This is a genomic window from Streptomyces sp. NBC_01016, assembly GCF_026341035.1.
Lineage (GTDB): Bacteria > Actinomycetota > Actinomycetes > Streptomycetales > Streptomycetaceae > Streptomyces.
The window spans coordinates 1,248,369-1,274,770 of sequence record NZ_JAPEOQ010000002.1 but is presented as its reverse complement, the minus strand read 5'-3'; the positions used below and the strand labels follow the sequence as shown (position 1 = coordinate 1,274,770).

Below are 26,402 nucleotides of genomic sequence, written 5' to 3'. Positions count from 1 at the left end.
AAAGTTCCGTCTAGTCGTGTACTTCCCCGACACCCGGCGCATCGGGTGCGTCCGGGTCGAACGACGGGACCCCTTCCTGCGTATCGCCCTCGATCGCGTCCGCCTCGGGGAGGAAGGGCGCGAGTTCCGGCAGCTCGTCCAGGCCACGCAGGCCCATCCGCTCCAGGAAGTAGTTCGTCGTCCTATACAGGATCGCACCTGTTTCGGGTTCCGCGCCCGCCTCCTCCACCAGACCCCTCTGCAACAGGGTCCTCATGACCCCGTCACAGTTCACTCCGCGCACCGCGGAGACCCGGGAACGGCTGACCGGCTGCCGGTACGCGACGACGGCGAGGGTCTCCAGGGCCGCCTGGGTGAGCCTCGCCACCTGCCCGTCCAGCACGAAGCCCTCGACGGCCGCGGCGTACTCCGGCCGGGTGTAGAACCGCCAGCCGCCCGCCACGAGCCGCAGCTCGAAACCGCGCCCCTGCACGCGGTACTCGTCGGCCAGCTCCCGCAGCGAGTCGCTCACGGCCCTCCTGGGCCGCTGCAGGATCTTGGCCAGGTGCTCCTCGGTGGCCGGCTCGTCGACCACCATGAGTACGGCTTCCAGGGCGGGCTTGAGCTCGAGCTCCGCCACGCCACCGGGGTCCGGCTCGCTCACGTGGCAGCCTCCTTCTGGTCGGGTTGGTCAGGCACCTCGGGCGCCCGGTCGAACTCGTCCGTCACCACGGGCTCGGTCCCGCCCTCTCCCCCGGTCCAGCGCACGATCAGCTCGCCCAGCGGGGTCTCCTGCTCAAGGCCGACGGCCTTCTCCCGGTACAGCTCGAGCAGCGCGAGGAACCGGGCGACGACGGTGAGGGTGTCGTCGGTGTCGGCGACAAGCTCCCGGAACCGGGCCTCACCGACCTCTTTCAACCTGGCGACGACGAACTGCGCCTGCTCCTGCACGCTCACCAGCGGCGCGTGGATGTGCTCGACGTACACCTGCGGCTCGGGCTTGGGCTGCATGGCCTTCACGGCCAGCTTGGCGAAGCCCTCGGCCCCGATGTTGATGACGACGTCGGGCAGCAGCTCGGCGTGGTGCGGCTCGAGCCCGACGGTCCGCGGATACCGCCGCACCTCGTCCTCCATCCGCCCGCTGAAGATGTCGGCGATCTGCTTGTACGCGCGGTACTGCAGGAGCCGCGCGAACAGCAGGTCCCGCGCCTCCAGGAGGGCCAGATCGGCCTCGTCCTCCACCTCGGCAGTGGGCAGCAGGCGGGCGGCCTTCAGATCGAGCAGCGTCGCGGCGACGACAAGGAACTCCGTCGTCTGATCAAGATCCCAGTCGGTCCCCATGGCCCGGATGTGGGCCATGAACTCATCGGTGACCTTGGACAGCGCGACCTCGGTGACATCGAGCTTGTGCTTGGAGATCAGCTGCAGCAGAAGATCGAACGGCCCCTCAAAATTATCCAGCCGAACCTTGAACTTCCCGTCATCAACGTCAGCCTCTACATCCGGCTCCGCCGCCTTGGGCAATCTGCCGCCTTGGGCGGCAGGGTGGGCAAGGCGGCCCCCGGCTCCGGCCGAAGGTTCCGACGGCGCCGACCCCGGTTCAGGCTCGACCGGCTCCGGCTCCGCCTCCGGCGAGGAGAGCGCACCACGGCCGAGCGCACGCCGACGATCGGGCGGCGGCGACGGCACAGACGATTCGTTCACGGACATCAACGCAGGACGCTACCCGGCCAGGGGCTAGCGCCCCCGTAGCCGACGCACAAGAATGCTCGCGTCCCCACGGGACTCAAGGTCGGCCAGCACCACGGCAACCGCCTCACGCACAATGCGCCCCCGGTCGACCGCGAGCCCGTGCTCACCACGCAGCACGAGCCGCGCGTGCTCGAGGTCCATCAGCTCCTCGGCGGACACGTACACGGTGATCTTCTCGTCGTGCCGCTCACGCCCACTGGGCCGCCGATTGGCCGCCCGCGCCCGCTTCCGCGCCGCGGCAGAACCCCGCCCACCGGAACCTTCCTGCGCCCCGCCAGAGGCCCTGCGAGCCGCCTTCTCCGCGCCTTCCGCGGCAGCGGCCCGGGTCCGCGACCCGGCGTCCGACTCGGCCTCGGCGGCGGAGTGCTCACCGGAACCGGAGGATGCGGGAGCCGTCTCCGCGTCACCCTCGGAGGCCGCGGCCGCCTCGTCGCTCTCCCCGGCAGGCGAGGGAACCCGCGCCTCCCCGTTCGCCGAGCGCCTCGGCGACGACGCCTGCAGCCCCATGCCCCCGGTCGTACGGAACAGTTCGTCGGCCCCCGGCAGACTCACTCGGCGTGACACCGGGCGAGCACCTCCCTGGCGAGCTGGCGATAGGCCGCGGCACCGACCGAGTTCGAGGCGTACGTCGTGATCGGCTCACCGGCGACCGTGGTCTCCGGGAAGCGAACGGTTCTGCCGATCACCGTGTGGTAGACGTTGTCGTCGAACGCCTCGACCACGCGCGCGAGCACCTCACGGCTGTGCACGGTCCGCGAGTCGTACATCGTGGCGAGGATCCCGTCGAGCTCCAGGTCCGGGTTGAGCCGCTCCTGGACCTTCTCGATCGTCTCGGTCAGCAGGGCCACACCACGCAGCGCGAAGAACTCGCACTCCAGCGGGACGATGACCTTGTGAGCCGCGGTCAGCGCGTTGACGGTCAGCAACCCCAAGGACGGCTGACAGTCGATCACGATGTAGTCGTAGTCGGCCATCAGCGGCTTGAGCGCCCGCTGCAACGTGGACTCGCGCGCCACCTCGCTGACCAACTGCACCTCGGCAGCGGACAAGTCGATATTGCTGGGGAGCAGGTCCATGTTCGGAACGGCGGTCTTCAGCAGGACCTCGTCCGCGGCCATCCCCCGCTCCATGAGCAGGTTGTAGACCGTGAGGTCGAGCTCCATCGGGTTCACGCCGAGGCCGACCGACAGGGCACCCTGCGGGTCGAAGTCGACGAGCAGGACCCGGCGCCCGTACTCGGCGAGCGCGGCACCCAGGTTGATGGTCGACGTGGTCTTGCCGACGCCGCCCTTCTGGTTGCACATCGCGATGATCTTCGCCGGGCCGTGGTCGGTCAGCGGTCCTGGAATCGGGAAGTACGGCAACGGACGCCCGGTGGGACCGACGCGCTCGCGGCGCTGGCGGGCAGCGTCGGGGGCGAGCGTGGCCGCGTACTCGGGGTCGGGCTCGTACTCGGCGTCGGGGTCGTAGAACGACCCCTCGGGCAGGGTGTCGTAGTCGGCGAAGTGGCTTTGTGTGTCGCCACTTCGGTCGCCGGCCATGGCGTTCACGTGATGGCCATCCATGCTCTGGTCTGCTGTCTGCGTCGGCGTCTGCTGGGGGATGCCCTGATAACTGCTCTGGTGGGCAGCGAAGGTACGCACAGCGACGGGGCCGACAGCCTGAAGCCCCGCGGGAACCTGTCCGCCTGGCTGGCCACCTCCGGGAGTAAATGTCGACTCATTCACAAGTCGTCTTACCTCCTTGGATATGACCAGGAACATTTATCGATAGGTCAGCGTGGCACCATGCCGACGGTTGGCGACTCTATGGCGTGTCACCGGTCCGCAGCAACACAATCCGCCGGACCCGGCCCGATGTGTCGGTAACGAAACACCCTCATGTCAAGGGCGTACGACGGCTCTTCGGTGCATTTCGTCGCCTCGCGAATCGGGTAAAGGGTTACGTTCGCGGCGAGTTGACCATGTCCGGACCCGTACCGATCCATTACACGTACGGCCGGACCCCTCACAAGGTCCGGCCGTAGGCGTGAGATTGACGACTTTTGTTGACGTCGCCCGCGAGATGGGTCAGCCGAGGAGGCTCTCAAGGTCGAGGTGCTCGAGGCCGTGCGCCTCCGCGACCTCCTTGTAAACAACCTTGCCGTCATGGGTGTTGAGGCCCAGGGCAAGGGCCGCGTCGCGGCGCAGGGCCTCGGCCCAGCCGCGGTTGGCGAGCTCCACGATGTACGGGAGCGTCGCGTTGGTCAGCGCGTACGTCGAGGTGTTCGGGACCGCGCCGGGCATGTTGGCGACGCAGTAGAAGACCGAATTGTGCACCTTGAAGGTCGGCTCGGCGTGCGTGGTCGCGTGCGAGTCCTCGAAGCAGCCACCCTGGTCGATCGCGATGTCGACAAGGACACTTCCGGGCTTCATACGGGACACCAGCTCGTTGGTGACCAGCTTCGGCGCCTTGGCGCCCGGGATGAGGACGGCGCCGATGACGAGGTCGGCGTCGAGGCAGGCCTTCTCCAGCTCGAAGGCGTTCGACATGACCGTCTGGATCTTCGTACCGAAGATCTTGTCGGCTTCCTTGAGCTTGTTGATGTCACGGTCGAGCAGGGTCACGTGGAAGCCCATGCCGATGGCGATCGTCGCGGCGTTCCAGCCGGAGACGCCGCCGCCGATGACGACGGCCTTGCCCGCGTGCACGCCGGGCACGCCGCCGGGCAGCACGCCGCGGCCGCCGTTGGCGGCCAGCAGGTGGTAGGCGCCGACCTGCGGGGCGAGGCGGCCCGCGACCTCGGACATCGGGGCGAGCAGCGGCAGCTGGCGGTTCGCGGTCTCGACCGTCTCGTACGCGATGGCGGTCGTGCCCGACTCCAGGAGCGCGTCCGTGCACTCCTTGGACGCGGCCAGGTGCAGGTACGTGAAGAGCGTCTGGTCCTTGCGGAGGCGGTGGTACTCCTCCGCGATCGGCTCCTTGACCTTCAGCAGCAGGTCCGCCGTGGCCCAGACCTCGTCGGCGGTGCCGAGGATCTGCGCGCCGGCCGAGACGTACTCGGCGTCCGTGATCGAGGAACCCACACCGGCGTTCTGCTCGACGAAGACCTGGTGGCCGTGGCGTACCAGCTCATGGACGCCGGCAGGGGTGATGGCCACCCGGAACTCGTTGTTCTTGACCTCGCGGGGGATGCCGACCTTCATCGTCGATCACGGTCCTTGGCTCAGGGATTAAACGGGCAATGCACTACATACCGGCACACCACGGGACGCACCGGAGACGCCACGGATGACCGCGGCAGAGCCAGTCTAATGAAGGTTATTGAGCTGTCTAGCCTTTCGATGCATCAATCTTCAGCGGATGCGCTACGGATTTCGCAGGTGTTAGCGGCTTGTTCCGAAGGGTTTGCTTCCGCTCCGTCGGAGCCGGTGAGCTCCTCTCCCAGCATGCGCTCGGCCGCACCCCGGTGCAGCTTGGCCGCGGCGGGGTCGCCGAGCCGGTCGAGGGTGTCGGCGAGGCGCAGCTGGAGCGCGGCCTGCAGCCGTGCGTCCTTCGCCTGGCGCGCCCACTCGATCGCCTCCTGGCAGGTGTGCAGCGACTCCTCGGGCCGCCCTGCGTATTCGAGCACCCGCGCCAATTCGCTCAACGCCCGCGCCTGCGCGGGCACATCGCCCTCCTTGCGGTACCCGGCGACGGCCGAGCGCAGGGACCGCTGCGCCTCGCCGTAGCGGCCCGCGTACGTGTGGACTCCCGCGATACGTCCATGAAGGCGCGCGGCGTCGGCCCGCTCGCCGCGCGTGAGGCGCTGGGCGAGGGCCCTTCCGTACCAGTCGGCGGCCCGCTGCCAGTCCCCGAGCGACTGGTAGGCGCCGCCTACGGATTCCATCGCGCGGCCCGTCGCGTACGGGTCCTGTGCGGCGCGCCCGGCGTCGAGAGCGGCCCGGTAGCGGGCCAGTGCCTCGTGCGTGCGGCCGGTCTGCGCGTCGAGGTCGGCGAGGTTGAGCAGGGCCGCGGCCTTCTCCCTCGGCAGGTTCCGGCGCTCGGCGACATCGAGCACGAGCCGGTGGATCCCGTACAGCTCGGGCGCGGCGTCCTCGGTCCCCCGGTGCGCCACGATCGCCCGTACGAGAGCGGCCATGAGGCGCCGGGCCAGCGTGTCCAACTCCCCGTCGGCGACGGCCAGTCGGGCCGCGGCGAGCAGCGCGGGCTGCCGCGCGCGCAGCCACTCGGCGGCAGCCTCCCGGTCGGCGAAGCGCAGGGCGCTCGGCAGGCCCGCGAGCTTCTTGCGGGCCGGGGAGTCGAAGGGTTCGGTGACGGCGCGGCACGAAGTGAGCAGCCGCACGGTCCGCTCCAGCATCCGGGCGCGGGCCAGCTGCACCTCGCCCGGCCGGTCGACCGTCTCGGTGAGGCCGCGCAGGAACGGCGCGAGGCAGCCGGGCACCTCGTACTGCGGCAGCTCGGAGTCCACTCCGCGGACCAGGCCGAGGGTGACAAAGGCGTCGAGGGTGGAGTGGGCCGCCGCGACCGAGCAGCCGGCGAGCGCCGACGCGGTGTGCGGGTCGACATATCCCTCCGGGGCGAGGCACAGGTAGCGCAGTATCCGGGCGGCGGGCCCCGGCAACGATTCGTAGGAGAACCGGAAGACGCGGGCGAGAGCGGACCCGTCGGGCTCCAGGGCGTGCAGCTGCTTCGCCAGGTCGGCGACGGATTCCTTGGGGCGCGCGGCGAGCCAGCCGCCTGCGATCTCCAGGGCGGCGGGTCCGGCGCCGCACAGCTCCACCAGAGACTCGGCCGAGCGCGGGTCGCAGGTGACGCGGACCGAACCGGTGTGCCGGGTGAGGAGTTCGAGCGCGGCCTTGGTGTCGAGGCCGCCGAGCGTGCAGGGCCGTACATCCGGGATGCCGGTCAACGGCCCTTCGGCGACGGCCACGGCGAGGCAGTCCGGGGTGTCGGGGAGCAGCGGGTCGACCTGCTCGGCGCTGCCCGCGTCGTCGAGCAGCAGCACCACGCGGCGCACCGCGAGTCCTTCGCGCAGCCGCTCGGAGAGGTCGTCGGCGTTCTCACCGGGTGGGGCGGGCAGTTCGAGGGCGTCCAGCAGGTCGCGCAGGACGCGTTCGGTGGGGACGGGGGTGCCGTCGGGGGCGGTGAGGCGGGTCCGCAGGGTGCCGTCGGGGTACTGCTCGCGGACCTCCCGCAACAGCTCTTCGGCGAGGGCGGTACGCCCCGTGCCCGGGCGCCCGGCGATGAGCAGCACCCGCGCACGAGGCGCCTTCCGCCCGGAGAGCGTGTCGAGCCCGGCCCGCTCGATGTCGGACCGGAGCTGCGACAACTCCCTTTTACGCCCCAGAAACTGACGCTCCGCCACCTCCTGCCCCCGACGGGTGCGACGCCGCTTGCGGGACCGTCCGGGGGCCGACTCGACCTCCGTCACGTCGTCCGACTCGACCGCCTGATCCGTCACGGGCCACGCTCCGTCTCACCCATCCCCTCCGGGGGTCGGCAGGGGGCGATCCCGAGCCTAGTTGAGGGGGTGAGGGTGCCCCTGGCGGGCGGCGCGCACATATCCCCTGATCGGATCAGCGGATGATGTGACCTACAACGGGGTTACGCCCCCGGGGCGCCGTGCCTCAAGCGCCGGCGGGGCTGATTTCGCCGAACCGGCGTTACGGCCTCGGGGCTCCGCCCCGGACCCCGCGGGCTCCCGCCCAAGAGCGGGGCTGGAAATGCCCACCCGCCGCAGGGCTCGAATTGTCCCGCCCGCAGGCAATCGCCCGGCCCCCGCCCATCTCCCACCCCCCGCCCCCTCCGGGGGCGTCGGCCCGACGGGGTACCGCCAGCCGCCTTGGGCAATCTGCCGCCTGGGGCGGCAGGGTGGGCAAGGCGGCACCCCGGTGCCGCGAAACCAGTACCGCAGGGCCCCACCCCGGCCCCGCCGCCCAATCGCCGCAGAGACTTGAAGTGCACCCCGCCCCGGACAGGGCTACGCCGTAGGTGTCACGCCTCGAACGGGCGCGCCGGCCACTCCGCCAACGCCGGGCGGAGGGCGTCGAGGCCATCGCCCGCCAAAGCAGCGGCCAGCGAAAGCGCGCCCACCACAAGGCAGTTGTTGTGCAGCTCGCCCGCGAGCACACCCCGGACCAGCTCGGCCAGAGGAACGCGGGCGAACTCCATGTCCGCCTCTTCCTCCTCCACCTCGAACCGCTCACCCTCCGCCTCGGAGAGGTCCCGCGCGAGGAAGATGCGCACGGCCTCGGAGCAGCCGCCCGGCGTCGTGTAGACGTCGGTGAGGACCCGCCAGTCCTCGGCCTTGACGTGCGCCTCCTCGTACAGCTCGCGCTGCGCCGCGTGCAGCGGGTTCTCACCGGGGATGTCCAGCAGACCCGCCGGGATCTCCCAGAGCTTCATGCTCACGGGGTGCCGGTACTGCTTGAGGAGGAGCACCCGGTCCTGGTCGTCGAGGGCCACCACGGCCACCGAACCGGGGTGCACCTGGTAGTCGCGCCGGGCGACGGAGCCGTCCGGCATCACGACGTCGTCCGTGCGTACGGAGGTCTTGTTCCCGACGAAGGGGGTGTCGGTCGCCCGGACCTCCCACTCCTCGGCGGTGTCCACGAGCGGCGTGTTGGCCGTCATACCGAAAGCCCTCCTACGTACGCATGAGCTGTACTCATAAGAAACCGGGGCGCACGCCGCAAAAGGCGTACACCCCGGTTACCGTACATCGCTTGTGTTACAGGCCCCGCAGAGCCCTTACTTGGCCTTCTTGGCCCCCGCGGAACCGGCCGAGCCACCCTTCGCGGCAGCGACCTTGCGCTCCACGGCCGCCTTCACCAGACCGGCGAACAGCGGGTGCGGGCGCGTCGGACGCGAGCGCAGCTCCGGGTGCGCCTGCGTGGCGACCAGGTAGGGGTGGACCTCACGCGGGTACTCGACGTACTCGACGAGCTTGCCGTCGGGAGACAGGCCGGAGAACTGCAGGCCCGCCTTCTTCTCCAGCTCGGCGCGGTACGCGTTGTTCACCTCGTAGCGGTGACGGTGGCGCTCCTCGACGTACTCCTTGTTGTCGTACACCTCGCGCACGATGGAGCCCTCGGCGAGCTTCGCCGGGTACATGCCGAGCCGCATGGTGCCGCCCATGTCGCCCTCACCGGCGACGATGTCGAGCTGCTCGGCCATGGTCGAGATGACCGGGTGGGCGGTGGCAGCGTCGAACTCCGTGGAGTTGGCGTCCGGGATGTCGGCCAGGTTCCGCGCGGCCTCGATCACCGTGCACTGCAGGCCCAGGCAGAGACCGAGCAGCGGGATCTTGTTCTCGCGGGCGAACTGGATCGCGCCGACCTTGCCGGACACGCCGCGGTCGCCGAAGCCACCGGGGATGCAGATCGCGTCGACGTCAGCGAGCGTCTTCTTCGCGCCGGCCGGCGTCTTGCAGTCGTCCGACGTGACCCACTTGATCTTGACCTTGGCCCGGTTGGCGAAACCGCCGGCGCGCAGCGCCTCGGTCACCGACAGGTAGGCGTCGGGCAGGTCGATGTACTTGCCGACCAGCGCCATGACGATCTCGTGGTCCGGCTTGTGGACGCGGCCGAGCAGGTCGTCCCACTGCGTCCAGTCCACGTCGCGGAACGGCAGGTCGAGCTTGCGGACGGCGTACGCGTCCAGGCCCTCGCTGTGCACGACCTTCGGGATGTCGTAGATCGAGGGGGCGTCGGGGCAGGCGACGACCGCGGCCTCGTCGACGTCGCACATCAGGCTGATCTTGCGCTTGATCGCGGTCGGGACCTCACGGTCGCAGCGCAGCACGATGGCGTCCGGCTGGATACCGATATTGCGCAGAGCCGCAACCGAGTGCTGGGTCGGCTTCGTCTTCAACTCACCCGACGGGCCGATGTACGGCAGGAGGGAAATGTGGACGACCAGCACATTGTCGCGGCCGACCTCGTGGCGGACCTGGCGGACCGTCTCCAGGAACGGCAGCGACTCGATGTCGCCGACGGTGCCACCGACCTCGGTGATCACGACGTCGACCTCGTCCGTCGCCATGCGGCGGATGCGGTGCTTGATCTCGTTCGTGATGTGCGGGATGACCTGGACGGTGTCGCCCAGGTACTCGCCGCGCCGCTCCTTGGCGATGACCTGCGAGTACACCTGGCCGGTGGTCACGTTGGCCGAGCCGTCGAAGTCGATGTCGAGGAAGCGCTCGTAGTGGCCGATGTCCAGGTCGGTCTCGGCGCCGTCGTTGGTGACGAACACCTCGCCGTGCTGGAAGGGGTTCATCGTGCCCGGGTCGACGTTCAGGTACGGGTCGAGCTTCTGCATGACGACACGGAGGCCACGGGCCTTGAGCAGCATGCCGAGGCTGGAGGCGGTGAGGCCCTTACCGAGGGACGAGGCGACACCCCCAGTGACGAAGATGTGCTTGGTCGTCGAAGATTTCGGCTGCATGGCCAAGAGGGGGCTCCCGTGGTCGCGGTCGTGGGGGTGCGTGCCGACGCGCTCGCCCTGGTTTTCGGGAGGCGCCGTCGCTGCGGTTCGGGGGTTCTATGACCACCGGCTCACGGGCTACCAGGGTATCAGCGACGGGAGGAGGCTGCTTCCGGCCACGCTCCGCGCACAGCCCACCACGCAGGTGGGACAAGGCCCGGGCACTCACTCGTACGGCCGAAACCCGATGTACTGAGCGGCACGCGGATCACTTGAGCGCGTCGTATCCTGCTCGGACACTCGGCTGGCGAGTCACAACGGAATACGGCGTCACGACGGCAACACCCCCGCCCGTCCCCCACCGTTCACCGGAGCACTCCGTCCGTTCGCCACGCCCCACCCGGAACAACCGGCTCGTCAGATCGTTTGACAACGACGTATCCAGACGGCGTATCAACGGAAGAACACGATCCGTCGTCTCATCCCCCCACCACCCCCAACTCTTCGCTCCAACTTTTCCCTCCAACCGTGGCCGTTCGACTGGAGATGCACGTGGCCGGGCGCATCGAGGATTACGCACTCATCGGAGACATGCAGACCGCCGCCCTGGTCTGCCGGGACGGCACAGTGGACTGGCTGTGCCTGCCCCGCTTCGACTCGCATGCCATTTTCGCCGGGCTGCTCGGCACCGAGGACCACGGCTTCTGGCGCCTGGGTCCCGCCCATGCGTCCGATACCGACCCGCCGAGAGCGGCGCGGCGCGGATACCGCGGCGACTCGCTGGTGCTGGAGTCGGAGTGGGACACGCCGCGCGGCACGGTGCGGGTCACCGACTTCATGCCGCCGCGCGACGGCGCACCCCAACTGACCCGGATCGTGGAGGGCGTGAGCGGGCGCGTGCCGATGCGCTCGACGCTGCGCATGCGCTTCAGCTACGGCCGGATCACTCCGTGGGTGCACAAGGTGGACGGTCGTACGGTCGCCGTGGCCGGGCCCGACTCCGTATGGCTGGACTCGGAGACCGAGACGTACGGCAAGAACCTCACGACGTACTCGGACTTCACGGTGGCGCCCGGTGACCGGGTCGCCTTCACGATCCAGTGGCAGCCCTCGCACCACCAGCAGCCCCCGCTGCCGGACCCCCAGGGCGCCCTGGCGGCGACGGAGCAGTTCTGGCGGGAGTGGGTGGAGCACTGCACGTACCACGGCCCGTACCGCGAGGCCGTCGTCCGCTCGCTCATCACCCTCAAGGCCCTGACCTACGCGCCGACCGGCGGCATCGTCGCCGCGCCGACGACCTCGCTGCCCGAGGAGATCGGCGGCGTACGGAACTGGGACTACCGCTACACGTGGCTGCGGGACGCGGCGATCACCCTCTCGTCCCTGCTGCGCACCGGGTACCGGGAGGAGGCACGGGCCTGGCGCGAGTGGCTGCTGCGGGCGGTTGCAGGGGACCCGGAGAACCTGCAGATCATGTACGGCATCGCGGGCGAGCGGGAGCTCGGCGAGGCGGAGCTGGACTGGCTGCCCGGATACGAGAACTCGGGCCCCGTCCGGGTCGGGAACGGGGCGGCGCACCAGCTCCAGCTCGACGTGTACGGCGAGGTCACCGAGGCGCTGCACCTGGCGCACATGACGGGTCTCGCGAGGAACGACTACGCGTCGCTGCTGCAGTTGAAGCTGATCCGCTATCTCGAAGGCCACTGGGACGAGCCGGACGAGGGCATCTGGGAGGTGCGCGGTCCGCGCCGGCACTTCGTGCACTCGAAGGTCATGGCGTGGGTCGCCGTGGACCGCACCATCAAGCTCATCGAGTCCGGGGACGCCGACGGCCCGCTGGAGAAGTGGCGCGACCTGCGCGACGACATCCACAGGGACGTCTGCGAGAAGGGTTACGACAAGGAGCGCAACACCTTCACGCAGTCGTACGGCAGCAAGGAGCTGGACGCGTCGCTTCTGCTGATTCCGCAGATGGGCTTCCTGCCGCCCGACGACAAGCGCGTCATCGGCACCATCGAGGCGATCCAGCGGGAGCTGTCGACGCCGGACGGCTTCATCCTGCGGTACCCGACGGACAGCGAGGACGGCAGCGTGGACGGACTGCCCGGTGATGAGGGGGCGTTCCTCGCCTGCTCGTTCTGGATGGCGGACGACCTCGCGATGATCGGCCGGGTCGACGAGGCCCGCAAGCTCTTCGAGAAGCTGCTGGCCCTGCGCAACGATCTGGGCCTGCTCGCCGAGGAGTGGGACCCGCGGCTGCAGCGCCAGGTGGGCAACTTCCCGCAGGCGTTCAGCCACGTGCCGCTGATCGACACGGCGCTGCGGCTGACGGCTTCGGGCGCGTACGGCGGCTAGCGCGGGGCGACGGGCGGGGGCGGAGATGTTGCGCGGGCGTGTGCGCCGGTAGCGTCCGTGTCATGGACAGCACCTCGCCCGAGTTCTCCGCCTTCTCCTCGCCCGGTGGCATCACCGTGCGGCGCGCCCTGGAACTGCCGGGGCTGCGCAGCGGTCTTCCCGAGGTGGTGGCGGGCGGGGAGCGTTTGCAGCGGACCGTGCGCTGGGTGCACGCCGGCGAGGTGCCGAACATCGCGTCGCTGCTCAAGGGCGGCGAACTGCTGCTGACCACGGGCTACGGGGTCGGGACGCGCCCCGCCGAACAGCGCGCCTTCGTGCGCAAGCTGGCCGAGCGGGGCATCGCGGCGCTCGTCATCGAGCTGGGTCAGCGGTTCGCGCGGCTGCCCGCGGCCCTCGTGGAGACGGCGCGGGCGGCGGGCCTTCCGCTGGTGCAGCTGCACCGCGAGGTGCCGTTCGTGACGGTGACGGAGGAGATCCACACCGAGATCGTCAACGGGCACTACGCGCTGCTGCAGCGGGCGGAGGAGGTGCACCGGCGCTGCACGGACGCGCTGCTTGGTGGCGGCGGGGTCCCTCAAGTCCTGCGAATTCTGGCCGAGTTCAGCGGGAACCCGGTCTTCCTCGAGACCGCCGACGGCCAGCTGCTCTACGCGGCCGGGGCCGACGACGACATCACCGATCCGCTCCAGGTGTGGGAGGGCATGCGCGGCACGCACCAGGACGAGCCGCCGGGCGGGGCCGTCCTCGTGGACGTGCCGGGCGGCGGCCCGGGAGCCGGGTCCGTGCGGGCCAGGCTCGTGCTGCTGCCCGTGTCGGGGACGCTCGCGCCCGTGCACCGGATCGCCGCCGAACGGGCCGCCGGGTCGCTCGCCGTGGTGCTGATGCAGGCCCGCCAGGAGGAGGAGCTGGCCGCGCGCGGACGCGGCGACTTCCTCACCGACCTCGCGGAGGGCCGGATCACGCCGGACGACGCCCCGGCGCAGGCCCGCGTCCTCGGCTTCAAGCCGACCGGGAGCGGTCCGCTGCTGCCCGTGGTGATGAGGCTGCCGGGGACGCCGGAAACGCCGATGGGCCTCTCGCCGGGCGGCGGCTGGGCGGTGCTCGCGCGGGCCGTGTCGGAGGAGCTGGCCTCGGTCGGGGTGCCGGTGCTGCTTGGCGTGCGCCCCGTGGAGGGGCGGGTGCCGCTGCTGCTCGGGCTCCGCTCGGACTCGGAGCGCGCGGCGGTCGCTGACCGGGTCGCGGCGGCGCTGCGGGCGGGCGTGGCGCGGGCCGGGATGCAGCGGGCGGGCGGGCTGCCGCCGGTCGTGGTGGTCGGCGGGGCGGGCGGCTGGGCCGCGGCGGCGGCAGGACTGCGGCACGCGGCGGAGACGGCGACGGCGGCGCAGGGCCTGGACGACCGGCCGTGGTTCGACGCGCGGCGCCTCGACATCGACCTGCTGCTGTGGCGGCTGTCCCGCCGCGACGAGGACGCCCTGGCGGCGTTCGTGGAGCGGGCGATCGGCCCGCTGCAGGAGCACGACCGACGGGCGAAGCCGCCGCTGCTGCCCACGCTCCAGACCTATCTGGCGCACGCGGGCCGCAAGGCGGAGACGGCGCGCGAACTCCATCTGAACCGGCAGACGCTCTACAACCGCCTCGCGCGGATAGGCGAGTTGCTCGGCACGGACCTGGACGATCCGCAGACGGTGCTCGCACTGAGCCTGGCACTGCGCGCACGGCGACACACCTCGGCCACGCCCTAGCCTCCGCGGCAGCGCCCGGGGCTTCTAGTGATAGCCCGTCAACTCGTCATAGACGCTCAGCACTTGGGCGACCGTCGCGTCCTCGGTCGGCCAGGACGCCGCCTGCGCGGCGCCGCGCTCCTTGAGTTGGTCCCGCCGCAGGGGATCGGTGAGGAGCCGCTCCACGGAGCGGGCGAGCGCGGGTGCGTCTCCGTAGGGGACCAACTCCGCGCCGTCGCCGACCAGTTCGGCCATGCCGCCGACATCCGTCGCCACGAGGGGTACGCGCGCGTGCAGCGCCTCCTGCGCGAGCAGCGAGCGGGACTCCCAACTGCTGGGCAGCACCGCGACATCGGCGGAGTGCAGCAGTTCCGCGACGTCGTCGCGACGCCCCGCGAGCCGCACCGGCAGGCCCTCGGCCTCGATGCGCCGCTGGAGGGCGGGCCGCTCGGGCCCCTCCCCCGCGATCACCAGCAGCGGCGCGGGGTCGAGCCTGAGCAGCGCGTGCGCGGCGTCGAGCAGTACGTCGTAGCCGCGGTGCCGCTCCAGGCTGCCGACGGCCATCAGCAACGGCCGGTCCACGCAGCCGAGTTCGGCCCGCGTCTTGCTGCGGATGCGCTCGGCCTCCTCGCCCTCCGGGAGCGGTCCGCGCGGCGCGGGGAAGGACACCGCGGCGAGCCGGGCGTCCCGCGCGCCGCGCGCCCGCGCCCGGTCCACCAGGTCGGAGGAGGTGCCGAGGACGACGGCCGCCGCCCTGGCCACGCGCCGCTCCAGCGCGCGCAGCAGGTGGGCGCGGGCCCCCTCGGCGTACGAGCGGGTGTGCCAGGTGACGACGAGCGGGACGCGGCGGCCGCTGAGCGCGAGGGCGGCGCGCAGCCCGGCGTGCAGCCCGTGCGCGTGCACGAGGTCGGCGTCGGTGCAGGCGACGCGGAGCGCGGCGACGGACGCCGGGTCGCTGCGGCGCGGCACCGGAAGGTGATGGGCGCCCGCGTCCTCGAACCCGTACGCCCGCTCGGCCGCCATCGGCGCGCACACCGTGACCCGCACCCCTCGGGCCACCAACCCCGAGGTCAGGGACCGGACATGGGCGCTGCTGCCCGCACTGCCGCCGCCCAGCACCTGCACAGTGCGCAGCGTCGGCTGTCCGTGCGCTGACGGGCTGCTGGGGTGGCTCACGCGGCCGGGCTCCTGAGGGGTGTCGGCGAACTCGGTAGGTACGGAAGGGGTTAGGTATACGGAGAGTACGGGCTCAGGGATACGTATACCGTCGGTCCCCCAGGATGCCAGCCCGTACCGACGTTCCGGCACCGGTCGCCCTCCCTCACCGCCAGAGCATGGGCAACACGGCACACCGGACCACTCGCATGGGTGAGTTGAGAGGCCCGATGCTTACGTAAGCGGACGCTGGGCCAGCGCGCTCACCCGGTCCCCGTACACGGCCGCCGCGACGAGCCCGGCGGCGTGCGCCACCAGGCCGGGCCGCCCGTTCCCCGCGACGATGGCGACGCCGACGGCGGCACCGAGCGCGTGCGCGCCCGCGTCGCCGAGCATCCCGCGCTCGGCGAGATCGTCGGGCAGCACCGCGGCGGCGGCGCCCATCGGCGCGGCGGCGAGCGGGCCGCGCAACAGACCGGGAGCGCCCAGGGCGAGGGTCACTTGGGCCGCGCGCCCCGGTCGTACGTCGACGAGGTTGACGAGGTGCGCGGTGCCCGCGATGACGACGCCGGCGAGCGCCTTGTCGACAAACCGCTCCTTGAGCAGCCCGCCCGCGACGAGCCCCGCCGCCGAGATCCCGAACAACTTCACGGCGCCGCTGGTGAGTTCGCCGTCCCGCAGCGCACCCAGATGGGCCCGGAAGCCGCGCCGCGGATCACCGGCCCCCGCCACGTCGTCGTATCCACCGCAGGCCCCGGCCACGAGCGTGGCGAGCACTGCGGCGCCGCGCGCGCCCGGCTCCGCCGCGACGAGCGCACCTGCCGCGACTCCCACCGTGGCGGCGGGCCCCGGACACAGATCGACGATCCGCCCCGCGTAGTTCTTCCGCTCCCCGACACCGTCGGGCTTCACGCGCCGCAAAAGACTGAGCGCACCACGGGTGACACCTGCGGCGGCAATCAGCCCCGCCGGCGTTTGAGGCGCGGGGTCCGGGGCGGAGCCCCAATCAAGCCCCGCCGACGATTGAGGCGCGGGGCCCGGGGCAGAGCCCCATTCAAGCCCCGCCGGCGATTGAGGCGCGGGGTCCGGGGCGGAGCCCCGCGACCGGCGGACGCCCACCCGCAACAAACCCGTCACGCGTCCGACCTCGCCGCCGCCAACAACTCCTCCGCATGCGCCCGCGCCGTCTCCGAGTCCTCCTGACCCGCCAACATCCGCGACAACTCCCGCACCCGGTCCTCGCCTTCGAGCACCGTCACCCCGGAACTCGTCACGGACCCGTCGTGGGTCTTCTCGACCAGGAGCTGCCGGTCGGCGAACGCGGCGACCTGCGGCAGGTGCGTGACGACCACGACCTGCGCCGACCTGGCGAGCTTGGCGAGGCGCCTGCCGATCTCGACGGCGGCCTTGCCGCCCACGCCCGCGTCGACCTCGTCGAAGAGATACGTAGGTACCGGATCGTTGCCCGCGAAGACGACCTCCACGGCGAGCATCACGCGCGACAGCTCACCGCCGGACGCGCCCTTCGCGATGGGCCGGGGCGGCGCGCCGGGGTGCGGGGCGAGCAGCAGCTCGACCTCGTCGACACCACTGGGCCCGCACACCACGTTCCGCCCGTCGACCTCGACGCCGTCGGCGGCGTCCGTCTCGGTATGCCGAATGTCGAAGGAGACCCGGGCGTGCGGCATCGCGAGCGAGGAGAGTTCCTCGGTCACCGCGGCCGCGAAGCGGTCGGCCGCCTCCACGCGCGCGTGGGTCAGTTCCTGCGCCAGTACGCCCAGTTCGCCGCGGAGCGACTCGCGCTCCGCGGTCAGCTCGCCGATCCGCTCGTCGTCGCCGTCGAGCTCGAGAAGGCGCGCGGCGCTCGTCTCGGCCCAGGCCAGCACCGCCGTCACGTCCTCGCCGTACTTGCGGGTGAGCGCCGTGAGCGCCGCCCGCCGCTCCTCCACCGCGGAGAGCCGCAGCGGGTCGGCGTCCAAGTCGTCCGCGTAGCCCGCGAGTTCGGCGGCGACATCGGTGAGCAGGATCTGCACCTCGCCGATCCGCTCCGCGAGCGTGCCGAGCGACGAGTCGTGGGAGCGCACGGCCTCCAGGGCCCGGTGCGCACCGCCGACCAGCGTCTGCGCGTCGACGCCCTCCGGGTCCTCGGGGTTCCCTGCGAGCGCGGCGTGCGCGGCGGCCGCCGCCGAGGCCAGCGCCTCCGCGTGGCCCAGCCGGGAGGCCTCCTCGGCCAGCTCCACGTCCTCGCCGGCCCTGGGCTCCACGGCGCCGATCTCTTCGAGCCCGAAGCGCAGCAGATCCGCCTCCTGCGCCCGCTCACGGGCGCGCGTGGTGATCTCCTCCAGCTCGGTGCCGACGGCCCTCAGCCGCTTGTATACGGCTCCGTACTTGGCGAGCGGCGCCGCGACGGCGTCCCCCGCGTACCGGTCGAGCGCCTGCCGCTGCCGGCCGAGCTTCAACAGTCCCTGCTGGTCGGTCTGGCCGTGCACGGCCACCAGTTCGTCGGCCAGCTCACCCAGCACACCCACCGGCACGGACCGCCCGCCCAGGTGCGCCCGGGAGCGCCCCTCGGCGGACACGGTGCGGCTGAGCAGCAGCACCCCGTCCTCGAGCTCGGCCCCGGCCTCCTCGGCCCGCTCGCGCGCGCCCGAGTCGGCGGGCACGGCGATGCGCCCCTCGACCACGGCGTTCTTCGCGCCGATCCGTACGAGCGCGGGGTCGGCCCTCCCGCCCAGCAGCAAGCCGAGACTGGTGACGACCATGGTCTTGCCCGCGCCCGTCTCACCGGTGACCGCCGTGAAGCCGGGCGAAAGCTCGACCACGGCGTCGTCGATGACTCCGAGCGACCGTATCCGCATCTCCTCCAACACGCCTCTGACCTTACGAGGTCGAAGGCCGTCCGTGCGACGGACCCCGGCCCCCTACCCCGATTCCGCAGGTAGGAGGGCCGTTACGGCGACAAACCTTCACGCCGCCGTCACTCGAACGTGCCGGTCAGTGCGGGGCGCCGCGCCACCCGGCGACCGGGAGCGCGAACTTGGCCACGAGCCGGTCGGTGAACACCGCGTGGTGCAGCCTGGCCAGCCGGACCGGCACCTCGCCCCGGCGCACCTCGATCCGCGCGCCCGGCGGCAGCTCCACGGTCCGCCGGCCGTCGCACCACAGCACGCCGTGCGGCGTGTGCTGCTGCACCTCGACGGCGAGCACGGAGTCCGGCGACGTGATGAGCGGCTTGGCGAACAGGGCGTGCGCGCTGATCGGCACCATGAGCAGCGCCTCGACCTCGGGCCACACCACGGGCCCGCCGGCGGAGAACGCGTAGGCCGTGGACCCGGTCGGGGTCGCGCACACGATGCCGTCGCAGCCGAATCCCGTGACGGGCCGGCCGTCGATCTCGAGCACGACCTCCAGCATCCGCTCGGGCTCGATCTTCTGGACGGCCGCCTCGTTGAGCGCCCAGTCCCGGTGCACGACGTCGCCGTTGCGGTGCACGGCGACGTCGATCGTCATGCGCTCCTCGACCTCGTACTCCTTGGTGACGACGCGGTCGACAACCTTGTCCAGGTCGTCGCGCTCCGCCTCCGCGAGGAAGCCGACGCGGCCCAGGTTCACCCCGAGCATCGGCACCCCGGACGCCCGCGCGAACTCGGCGCCGCGCAGCAGCGTCCCGTCCCCGCCGAGCACGATGAGCAGCTCACAGCCGTCGAGACAGGCCGGCGTGGCCTCCTTCACCGTTTCCACGGAGTCGGGCAGCGGCAGGTCCTCGGCCTCGGACTCCAGTACCCGCACGCCGAGGCCGCTGCGCAGCAGCCCCTGTACGACGAGTTCGGCGCTGCGGATCGCAGCGGGCCGCCCCGTGTGGGCGAGCAGGAAAACCGTACGAACTCGGGTCTGTGTCAACGCGGCCCCTCCGCCACTGCGCGATCTACGTCGGCCGGGTCGAGCTGATCCGCCCCGGCACGCAGCCACAGAAAGTACTCGACGTTCCCGGACGGTCCCGGCAGGGGGCTCGCGGTCACGCCGCGCACGCCGTACCCGAGCTTCCATGCCTGCTCGGCGACCCCCCGCACCGCCTCGGCCCGCAGTTCGGGGCTGCGCACGACGCCCCCGCTGCCGAGCCGCTCCTTGCCCACCTCGAACTGCGGCTTGACCATCATCACGAGATCCGCCTCCGGAGCCGCGCACCGCACGAGGGCGGGCAGCACAAGGCCGAGCGGGATGAAGGACAGGTCCCCGACCACGATGTCCACGGGTACGTCATCGATCGCCTCCAGCGTCAATTCGCGTACGTTCGTACGGTCCTTGACGGTGACGCGTTCATCGCTCTGCAGTGACCACGCGAGCTGCCCGTAGCCGACGTCGACGGCGACGACATGCGCGACGCCGGCCCGCAGCAGCACATCGGTGAAGCCACCGGTGGACGCACCCGCGTCCAGTGCCCTGCGCCCCTTGACGTCGAGCCCCTGCGGACCGAACGCCTCCAGCGCGCCCGCGAGCTTGTGCCCGCCACGCGAGACGTACTCGGGGTCGCTGTCGTCGGCCGCGACGACGATGGACACGCCCTCGTTGACCTGCGTCGCGGGCTTGGTCGCGACGATCCTGGCGACGCTGACCCGGCCCGCGGCGATCAGCTGGCTCGCGTGCTCGCGCGAACGCGCCAGCTTGCGGTTGACGAGTTCGGCGTCGAGGCGGCGACGTGCCACACCTGCCACGGTGGTTCAGCTCCTGTTGTCATACGTAGACGGGGACGGGGGACGTGCGTCCAGCGCGGTCAGCGCGTTCCGCAGCCCCTGATGTACATCCTCGTACACCTCGGCGTGCCCGTCCGCGGCGAGGTGGTCCACATCGCCGAGCCGTTCCAGCGACGCGTCCACCTCGGGGGTGCCCGTGGGGGTGCGCCCGATGCCGAGCGGGGCGGGGGCCGCGGGGTCGTACGAGGGTTCCGCTGCCGGTTCCCGCGCGGGTTCCGGCACGTCGGTGGGCTCGGTGGGCGTCTCGCTCATGCCCCGACGCTACCCCGAAGCGCCGGTGTACCGTCGATCACGATGGCGACGACTGAGGAGTGCCGGGCGGCGCTCGACAAACTCTCGGACAACATGGCGGGGGCCGACGGGGACGTGCGCACGGCCGCGGCCCTGGACCGCTCGCTGAGCTGCCGGATCACCGACCTCGACGTGACGTTTTCCGGCCGACTCAAGGACGGCCGGATCGAGGTCCTCGACACGCGCCCCGGGCCGCCCGCCGAGAAGGCGCAGATCCGGCTCGCGATGACCGGCGACGACCTGGTGTCGATGGTCGACGGCGAGCTGAACTTCGCGAAGGCGTGGGCGGCCGGACGCGTGAAGCTCGAGGCCTCGTTCCGCGATCTGCTCAGGCTCAGGACGCTGCTGTAGCGGTCTCCTTGCGGCGCGCGTGCCGCGCGGCCGGCACCACCAGCGGGGTCCCCGTCTCCGGGTCGTCGATGACCTGGCACTTCATGCCGAAGAGCTGCTCGACGAGCTCGGCCGTGACGATGTCCTTGGGCGCGCCCTCCGCGATCACCGCGCCGTCGCGCAGGGCGATGAGGTGGGTGGCGTAGCGGGCCGCGTGGTTGAGGTCGTGCAGGACGGCGACGAGCGTGCGCCCCTGCTCCTCGTGCAGCTCGGCGCAGAGGTCGAGGACGTCGATCTGGTGCTGGATGTCGAGGTACGTCGTCGGCTCGTCGAGCAGCAGCAGCGGCGTCTGCTGGGCGAGCGCCATCGCGATCCACACACGCTGGCGCTGGCCGCCGGAGAGCTCGTCGACGTACCGCTCGGCGAGCTCGGCGACGCCGGTGGAGCCCATCGACTCCTGGACGATCCGCTCGTCGTCGGGCGACCACTGGCGCAGCAGTCCCTGGTGCGGGTAACGGCCGCGGGCCACGAGGTCGCCGACGGTGATGCCGTCGGGCGCCACCGACGACTGCGGCAGCAGGCCGAGCGTCTTGGCGACCTTCTTGGCGGGCATCGACTGGATGACGCTGCCGTCGAGCAGGACGCGGCCCGCGCTCGGCTTGAGCATCCGCGACAGGGCACGAAGCAGCGTGGACTTACCACAGGCGTTCGGGCCGACAATCACCGTGAAGGAGTTGTCGGGGATCTCCACCGACAGCTTCTCGGCGATGACGCGCTGGTCGTATCCGAGGGTCACGTCGTCGGCTATCAGCCTGTTCACTGCGGTGCTCCTTTGGTTCGTACGAGGGATGTGCGGGCCGCGCGAGGTCATATCCGCCCCGCCTTCCGCTCAGTGACCAGCAGCCACAGAAGATAGATGCCGCCGACGACGCCGGTGACCACGCCGACGGGCAGCTGGTCGGCGCCGAACGCCCGCTGCGAGACCAGGTCGGCGACGATCAGCAGGGCCGCGCCCAGGATCGTCGACGCCGCCAGGTTCGGCCCCGGCGACTTGGTCAGCCGGCGGGCGATCTGCGGCGCGGTCAGCGCCACGAAGGTGACCGGGCCGGCGGCCGCGGTGGCAGCGGCCGTCAGTACGACGGAGGCCGTGAGCAGCAGCAGCCGGGTGCGCTCGACACGCACGCCGAGGCCGCCCGCCGCGTCGTCGCCCATCTCCAGCATCCGCAGCGGACGCGCGGACGCGGCGACGATCGGGATCAGCACGACGAACATGATCAGCAGCGGCCAGACCTGCGTCCAGTCGCGGCCGTTGAGCGAGCCGGTCATCCACACGGTCGCGCGGGCGGCGTCCACGAAGTCGGCCTTCGTGAGCAGATAGCCGTTGATCGCGGTCACGAACGCGGAGACGCCGATGCCGACGAGGACGAGCCGGTAGCCGTGCACGCCCCGCTTCCACGCGAGGACGTAGATCGCGACCCCGGTGACGAGTCCGCCGACGAGCGCGCCGATCGCGACCTGCCCCGCGCCGCCCCCGAAGATCACGATCATCACGAGCGCGCCCGCGGTCGAGCCCTGCCCGAGGCCGAGCACGTCCGGGCTGCCCAGCGGGTTGCGGGAGACGGACTGGAAGAGCGCGCCGGACAGGCCGAGCGAGGCGCCGACGAGCAGGCCGACGAGGACCCGCGGAAGCCGCAGGTCGTTGATGATGAATTCCTGGCCGGCGTCGCCATTGCCCACGAGGGTGCGCAGCACGTCGGAGACCGGGATCGGGAAGTCGCCGGTGCCGATGAGGAAGACGCTCGCGGCGAGCGCCGCCACGAGGAGGATCGCCACGACGACGAGTGATCGGACGTCGAGCCGGACGGAGAGGCCGCCCGGGGTGCGTATCGCCTTGGTCCCCGTCTTCTTGGTCCCGGCCTTCTTGGTACGGGTCTCGGTCGCGGTCACAGCTGGGCCATCCTTCGGCGACGTACGAGCACGATGAAGACCGGCGCGCCGATGACGGCCGTGACGATGCCGACCTGGAGCTCGGACGGGCGGGCCACGATCCGGCCGATGACGTCGGCGCCGAGCAGCAGGACGGGCGAGAGGACCGCCGCGTACGGCATGATCCAGCGCATGTCGGGGCCGGTGAACGAGCGGACCATGTGCGGCACCATCAGGCCGACGAAGGCGATCGGGCCGCAGGCCGCGGTGGCCGCGCCGCACAGCAGTGTCGCGGCGACCATGCTCAGGGCGCGGGTGCGGCCGAGGTGGGCGCCGAGCGCGCGGGCGGTGTCGTCGCCCATGGCCATGGCGTTGAGCGGGCGGGAGAGCAGCAGCGCGAGGACGGCGCCGACGGCGATGAACGGCCACACCTGCTCGATGGTGTGCATAGTGGACGTGGCCAGCGAGCCGACCTGCCAGAACCGCATCCGGTTGAGGGCCATGTCGTCGGTGATCATCACCGCGTAGAGATAGCCGGAGAGCGCCGCGTTGATCGCGGTACCGGCGAGCGCGAGCCGCACGGGCGTCGCGTTGCGGGTGCCGCCGAGCGCGTAGACGAGGACACCCACGGCGGCGGCGCCCGCGAAGGCGAACCATACGTAGCCGGTGAGCGAGGTCACCCCGAAGAAGCTGATGGCGGAGACGACGGCGGCCGACGCCCCCATGTTGATGCCGAGGATGCCGGGGTCGGCGAGGGGGTTGCGGGTCAGCGCCTGCAGGACGGCGCCGGCGAGGCCGAGCGCGATTCCGGCCAGCAGGCCGAGCAGGGTGCGCGACACCCTCTCACCGACGACCACGTCCGCGTAGTTCCCGGTGTCCTGGAACAGGCCGTGCCACACCTGGTCCAGGGAGAGCGGTTTGGCGCCCACGGCGATGCTCGCCACAAGGACGGCCACCAGCACCAGGACAGACGCGAGCAGCCCGACGGTACGTATCACCGCACGACGGTCGGGGGGCGCGGGAGCGGTCACCGCGCTGGCTTCGGGAGGACTGTCGACCAACACGAAGTTAGGTTAGCCTACCCTGCAACTCCACGACATCACGGTCCCACCCGCCTTGGGCGCCCTGCCGCCAGGGCAGGCAAGGCGGGGCGCCGCCGCCTTGGGCAATCTGCCGCCAGGGGCGGCAGGGTGGGCAAGGCGGCACCCCGGTGCGGGGCGAGCACACGTCCAGCCCCAACCCCGTCGCGGCTCCGAAGCGCGGGCGCGCTAAAGCCCCAACCGTGCCACCGCCTTCCCCGTATCCAGCTCGCAAACCCCGTCCCCGGCCGCACTCCACGCCGCCGCACACAACGCCCGCAGCCCGTCGATCGCCTCACCGTCCCCCTCGAGGCGCAGCTCCCCGTCCCCGGCGAGCGCGGTCCAGCCCCCGCACCGGAACCCGCCGTCGCCGCCCTGAACCTCCTCGACCTCCGGCTGCCCGGTGAGCAGGCCCCGCAGATCCACATCCACATACGTGGGCCGGTGCTGCGGCGGCGCGGCGAGCAGCTGCGCGGCATCGGTGACGCCGGTCAGTACGAGCAGCGAATCCACGCCCCCGTTGAACGCCCCCTCGATGTCCGTGTCGAGCCGGTCGCCCACCACCAGCGGGGTCTTCGCGCCGGTCCGCAGAATCGTCTCGCGGTGCATCGGGGGCAACGGCTTCCCCGCGATCTGCGGCTCGGCACCCGTCGCGATCCGGACGACCTCGACCGCCGCCCCGTTCCCCGGCGCGATCCCGCGCGCACTCGGAATCGTCAGGTCCGTATTGGAGGCGAACCACGGCACACCGCGCGCGATCCCGTAACAGGCCTCGGCGAACCGCCCCCACGCCATGTCCGGCCCGCCGTACCCCTGCACCACCGCGGCCAGATCCTCGTCGGCGGAGTCCACCGGCACGAGCCCCCGCTCACGCAGGGCCACCCGCAGTCCTTCGCCCCCGATCACCAACACCCGCGCCCCTTCGGGCACTTGCTCGCTGATGAGCCGCGCGACGGCCTGCGCCGACGTGATGACATCGGCGGCCCCGGTCGGGATCCCGAGCTCGGTCAGATGCTCGGCCACGGCGTCCGGCGTGCGCAGCGCGTTGTTCGTGACGTACGCGAGCCCCATCCCGCCGTCGCGCGCCACGGCCAGCGACTCGACGGCATGCGCGATGGCCTGCCCGCCCGCGTACACGACCCCGTCGAGATCCAGCAGCGCCGTGTCATATGCCTCGCTCAGTTCCCGCGCGCTACCACCGGGCCGCAGCCGGGCCCCACTGTCGGCCGTCCCGCTCGCACTGTGGCCCTGGCTCATTCCGCATCTCTCCTCGGTCGATCCCACTCCCCCGATCATCCCTCACGGCACTGACACTCGTACGATGCGGGGATGAACACTGCAGGTCGCACGGCACAGTCGGGCACCAACGGCCTGGATCTGATCCCGTTCAGGGGCGTCCGCTACGTCCCCGAACAGGTCGGCAGCCTCGCCGCCGTGACCTCGCCCCCGTACGACGTAGTCGTACGGCCTGACGGTCTGCTGCACCTGGAGAACGCGGACCCGCACAACATCGTCCGCCTGATCCTGCCGCAGGCCGTGGAGCCCCGGACCCGCAACGAACTGGCGGCCGCCACCCTGCACCGCTGGCTCGCCGAAGGCGTCCTCGCCCCCGACGCCGAACCAGCCTTCTACGTATACGAGCAGCGCAACGGCGACATGCTGCAGCGCGGCATCATCGGCGCCCTCCACCTCTCCGAGGCCTCGGAGGGTGTGGTCCTCCCCCACGAGGACGTCATGCCGCATGTGGTCGAGGACCGGGCGGGGCTGATGCGCACGACGGCCGCGAACCTCGAACCGCTCCTGCTGACCTACCGGGGCAACGGCAACGCGACCGGCGCCACCGCCGTCATCGAGCGCACGGTCCAGCACGCCCCGCTCCTCGCCACGACCACCGAGGACGGCTACAGCCACCGCCTCTGGGCGCTCACCGACCCCGCCGACCAGCGCCAGGTCCAGGACGGTCTCGCCACCCACCAGGCGTTGATCGCGGACGGCCACCACCGCTGGGCCACCTACCTGCGTCTGCGCACCGAACACAGCTCGCCGGGCCGCACCCCCTGGGACTACGGCCTCGTCCTCCTGGTCGACACGGCCCGCTACCCCCTCCGGGTCCGCGCCATCCACCGCCTGCTGGGCCGCCTCCCCCTCGACCGGGCACTGGCGGCGGCCGGCCCGCACTTCCGCGTACGCGAGGTCGCCGGCCCGCTCCCGCACGCGATGGAAGCCCTGGCGAAGGCGGCGTCCCACGGCAACGCCTTCCTCCTCACCGGCACCGAGGACACGTACCACCTCCTGGACCGCCCCGACCCGGCGCTCCTGGACCGTACGATTCCGGCCGATCGCCCCGAGGCCTGGCGCACCCTCGACGCCACGGTGCTGCACTCCACGCTCCTCGGTGACGTCTGGGGCATCCCGGAGGACTCCCCCGCCGACGTCACGTACATCCACGACACGCAGGCGACGGTCGACAAGGCGCGCCACGACGGCGGCACGGCGGTCCTGATGCACCCGGTCCGCGAGGAGGTCGTCCGCGAGCTGGCCCGCCAGGGCGTGACGATGCCCCGCAAGTCCACGTCGTTCGGCCCGAAGCCGGCCACGGGCCTGGTACTGCGCACACTGACGGACGACTGAGAACGACGGCCGACAACGACGAACGG

Annotated in this window: 22 protein-coding genes; 4 read left to right on the top strand and 18 right to left on the bottom strand. The window is 71.6% G+C overall.

Annotation, left to right across the window (positions count from 1 at the left end; all coding sequences use genetic code 11):
* Positions 1–10: 10 nt before the first annotated feature.
* From scpB to pyrG, 8 genes are all read right to left on the bottom strand, one after another.
* Positions 11–643, bottom strand: a complete 633-nt coding sequence (gene scpB / locus OG746_RS32505) for an SMC-Scp complex subunit ScpB (RefSeq protein ID WP_266721192.1) — start codon at positions 641–643, stop codon at positions 11–13.
* The gene (locus tag OG746_RS32500; protein WP_266721190.1) at positions 640–1,689 is read right to left on the bottom strand and encodes a segregation and condensation protein A; all 1,050 of its coding nucleotides are present in this window, start codon (positions 1,687–1,689) and stop codon (positions 640–642) included. Before OG746_RS32500 ends, scpB begins: the two co-directional genes overlap by 4 nt.
* A gap of 27 nt (positions 1,690–1,716) precedes the next feature.
* On the bottom strand, positions 1,717–2,295 hold the full coding sequence (locus OG746_RS32495) for a hypothetical protein (RefSeq protein WP_266721188.1): 579 nt from the start codon (positions 2,293–2,295) through the stop codon (positions 1,717–1,719).
* Positions 2,280–3,458, bottom strand: a complete 1,179-nt coding sequence (locus tag OG746_RS32490; protein ID WP_266721186.1) for a ParA family protein — start codon at positions 3,456–3,458, stop codon at positions 2,280–2,282. The genes OG746_RS32495 and OG746_RS32490 overlap by 16 nt, the downstream gene beginning before the upstream one ends.
* A 342-nt stretch (positions 3,459–3,800) precedes the next feature.
* On the bottom strand, positions 3,801–4,916 hold the full coding sequence (gene ald, locus OG746_RS32485; protein ID WP_266721184.1) for an alanine dehydrogenase: 1,116 nt from the start codon (positions 4,914–4,916) through the stop codon (positions 3,801–3,803).
* 143 nt (positions 4,917–5,059) lie between these two features.
* A complete protein-coding gene (locus OG746_RS32480; RefSeq protein WP_266725581.1) occupies positions 5,060–7,042 on the bottom strand; it encodes a tetratricopeptide repeat protein in 1,983 nt (660 codons plus the stop codon).
* 665 nt (positions 7,043–7,707) lie between these two features.
* A complete protein-coding gene (locus OG746_RS32475) occupies positions 7,708–8,346 on the bottom strand; it encodes an NUDIX domain-containing protein (RefSeq protein WP_266721182.1) in 639 nt (212 codons plus the stop codon).
* A 117-nt stretch (positions 8,347–8,463) separates the two neighbouring features.
* Positions 8,464–10,158 carry a CTP synthase gene (gene pyrG, locus OG746_RS32470; protein ID WP_266721180.1) on the bottom strand — a complete coding sequence of 565 codons (1,695 nt, stop codon included), beginning with the start codon at positions 10,156–10,158 and terminating at the stop codon, positions 8,464–8,466.
* A 531-nt stretch (positions 10,159–10,689) separates the two neighbouring features.
* On the opposite strand from pyrG, the gene OG746_RS32465 reads away from it, so the two are divergent.
* Both OG746_RS32465 and OG746_RS32460 read left to right on the top strand, forming a co-directional pair.
* Positions 10,690–12,492, top strand: a complete 1,803-nt coding sequence (locus tag OG746_RS32465) for a glycoside hydrolase family 15 protein (RefSeq protein ID WP_266725580.1) — start codon at positions 10,690–10,692, stop codon at positions 12,490–12,492.
* Between the two features lie 62 nt (positions 12,493–12,554).
* Positions 12,555–14,234 (top strand): PucR family transcriptional regulator, encoded by a 1,680-nt coding sequence (locus OG746_RS32460; protein WP_266721178.1) that lies wholly within the window; start codon positions 12,555–12,557, stop codon positions 14,232–14,234.
* 24 nt (positions 14,235–14,258) lie between these two features.
* On the opposite strand, the gene OG746_RS32455 is transcribed toward OG746_RS32460, so the two are convergent.
* From OG746_RS32455 to OG746_RS32430, 6 genes are all read right to left on the bottom strand, one after another.
* Positions 14,259–15,389, bottom strand: coding sequence for a glycosyltransferase family 4 protein (locus OG746_RS32455; RefSeq protein ID WP_266721176.1), 1,131 nt, complete (start codon positions 15,387–15,389; stop codon positions 14,259–14,261).
* 213 nt (positions 15,390–15,602) lie between these two features.
* Positions 15,603–16,289 carry a hypothetical protein gene (locus tag OG746_RS32450; RefSeq protein ID WP_524540507.1) on the bottom strand — a complete coding sequence of 229 codons (687 nt, stop codon included), beginning with the start codon at positions 16,287–16,289 and terminating at the stop codon, positions 15,603–15,605.
* A 212-nt stretch (positions 16,290–16,501) separates the two neighbouring features.
* A complete protein-coding gene (recN, locus tag OG746_RS32445; protein WP_266725578.1) occupies positions 16,502–18,226 on the bottom strand; it encodes a DNA repair protein RecN in 1,725 nt (574 codons plus the stop codon).
* A gap of 136 nt (positions 18,227–18,362) precedes the next feature.
* Entirely contained in the window at positions 18,363–19,268 is a 906-nt protein-coding gene (locus tag OG746_RS32440; RefSeq protein ID WP_266721172.1) for an NAD kinase, read from the bottom strand.
* Positions 19,265–20,080, bottom strand: a complete 816-nt coding sequence (locus tag OG746_RS32435) for a TlyA family RNA methyltransferase (protein ID WP_266721170.1) — start codon at positions 20,078–20,080, stop codon at positions 19,265–19,267. Before OG746_RS32435 ends, OG746_RS32440 begins: the two co-directional genes overlap by 4 nt.
* Positions 20,081–20,086: 6 nt before the next feature.
* Positions 20,087–20,371 (bottom strand): hypothetical protein, encoded by a 285-nt coding sequence (locus tag OG746_RS32430; protein WP_266721168.1) that lies wholly within the window; start codon positions 20,369–20,371, stop codon positions 20,087–20,089.
* Positions 20,372–20,413: 42 nt separating this feature from the next.
* Here OG746_RS32430 and OG746_RS32425 point away from each other — a divergent pair, with 42 nt between their 5' ends.
* The gene (locus tag OG746_RS32425; protein WP_266721166.1) at positions 20,414–20,761 is read left to right on the top strand and encodes an SCP2 sterol-binding domain-containing protein; all 348 of its coding nucleotides are present in this window, start codon (positions 20,414–20,416) and stop codon (positions 20,759–20,761) included.
* On the opposite strand, the gene OG746_RS32420 is transcribed toward OG746_RS32425, so the two are convergent.
* The 4 genes from OG746_RS32420 to OG746_RS32405 all read right to left on the bottom strand — a co-directional run bounded on the left by OG746_RS32420 (position 20,745) and on the right by OG746_RS32405 (position 25,002).
* Positions 20,745–21,611, bottom strand: a complete 867-nt coding sequence (locus OG746_RS32420) for an ABC transporter ATP-binding protein (protein ID WP_266721164.1) — start codon at positions 21,609–21,611, stop codon at positions 20,745–20,747. The genes OG746_RS32425 and OG746_RS32420 overlap by 17 nt on opposite strands.
* Positions 21,608–22,687, bottom strand: a complete 1,080-nt coding sequence (locus OG746_RS32415) for a FecCD family ABC transporter permease (RefSeq protein ID WP_266721162.1) — start codon at positions 22,685–22,687, stop codon at positions 21,608–21,610. Before OG746_RS32415 ends, OG746_RS32420 begins: the two co-directional genes overlap by 4 nt.
* A complete protein-coding gene (locus OG746_RS32410) occupies positions 22,684–23,730 on the bottom strand; it encodes a FecCD family ABC transporter permease (protein ID WP_266721160.1) in 1,047 nt (348 codons plus the stop codon). The genes OG746_RS32415 and OG746_RS32410 overlap by 4 nt, the downstream gene beginning before the upstream one ends.
* Before the next feature lie 204 nt (positions 23,731–23,934).
* The gene (locus OG746_RS32405) at positions 23,935–25,002 is read right to left on the bottom strand and encodes an HAD hydrolase-like protein (RefSeq protein ID WP_266721158.1); all 1,068 of its coding nucleotides are present in this window, start codon (positions 25,000–25,002) and stop codon (positions 23,935–23,937) included.
* A 72-nt stretch (positions 25,003–25,074) separates the two neighbouring features.
* Here OG746_RS32405 and OG746_RS32400 point away from each other — a divergent pair, with 72 nt between their 5' ends.
* On the top strand, positions 25,075–26,376 hold the full coding sequence (locus OG746_RS32400; protein WP_266721156.1) for a DUF1015 family protein: 1,302 nt from the start codon (positions 25,075–25,077) through the stop codon (positions 26,374–26,376).
* The last annotated feature ends 26 nt before the right edge of the window (positions 26,377–26,402 follow it).

What these genes read in the sequence shown, in the direction of transcription:
- OG746_RS32500 (WP_266721190.1), bottom strand. Translation starts at nt 1,689, where the DNA reads ATGTCCGTGAACGAATCGTCTGTGCCGTCGCCGCCGCCCGATCGTCGG.
- ald (WP_266721184.1), bottom strand. Translation starts at nt 4,916, where the DNA reads ATGAAGGTCGGCATCCCCCGCGAGGTCAAGAACAACGAGTTCCGGGTG.
- OG746_RS32475 (WP_266721182.1), bottom strand. Translation starts at nt 8,346, where the DNA reads ATGACGGCCAACACGCCGCTCGTGGACACCGCCGAGGAGTGGGAGGTC.
- pyrG (WP_266721180.1), bottom strand. Translation starts at nt 10,158, where the DNA reads ATGCAGCCGAAATCTTCGACGACCAAGCACATCTTCGTCACTGGGGGT.
- OG746_RS32460 (WP_266721178.1), top strand. Translation starts at nt 12,555, where the DNA reads ATGGACAGCACCTCGCCCGAGTTCTCCGCCTTCTCCTCGCCCGGTGGC.
- recN (WP_266725578.1), bottom strand. Translation starts at nt 18,226, where the DNA reads ATGCGGATACGGTCGCTCGGAGTCATCGACGACGCCGTGGTCGAGCTT.
- OG746_RS32430 (WP_266721168.1), bottom strand. Translation starts at nt 20,371, where the DNA reads ATGAGCGAGACGCCCACCGAGCCCACCGACGTGCCGGAACCCGCGCGG.
- OG746_RS32425 (WP_266721166.1), top strand. Translation starts at nt 20,414, where the DNA reads ATGGCGACGACTGAGGAGTGCCGGGCGGCGCTCGACAAACTCTCGGAC.
- OG746_RS32420 (WP_266721164.1), bottom strand. Translation starts at nt 21,611, where the DNA reads ATGACCTCGCGCGGCCCGCACATCCCTCGTACGAACCAAAGGAGCACC.
- OG746_RS32405 (WP_266721158.1), bottom strand. Translation starts at nt 25,002, where the DNA reads ATGAGCCAGGGCCACAGTGCGAGCGGGACGGCCGACAGTGGGGCCCGG.
- OG746_RS32400 (WP_266721156.1), top strand. Translation starts at nt 25,075, where the DNA reads ATGAACACTGCAGGTCGCACGGCACAGTCGGGCACCAACGGCCTGGAT.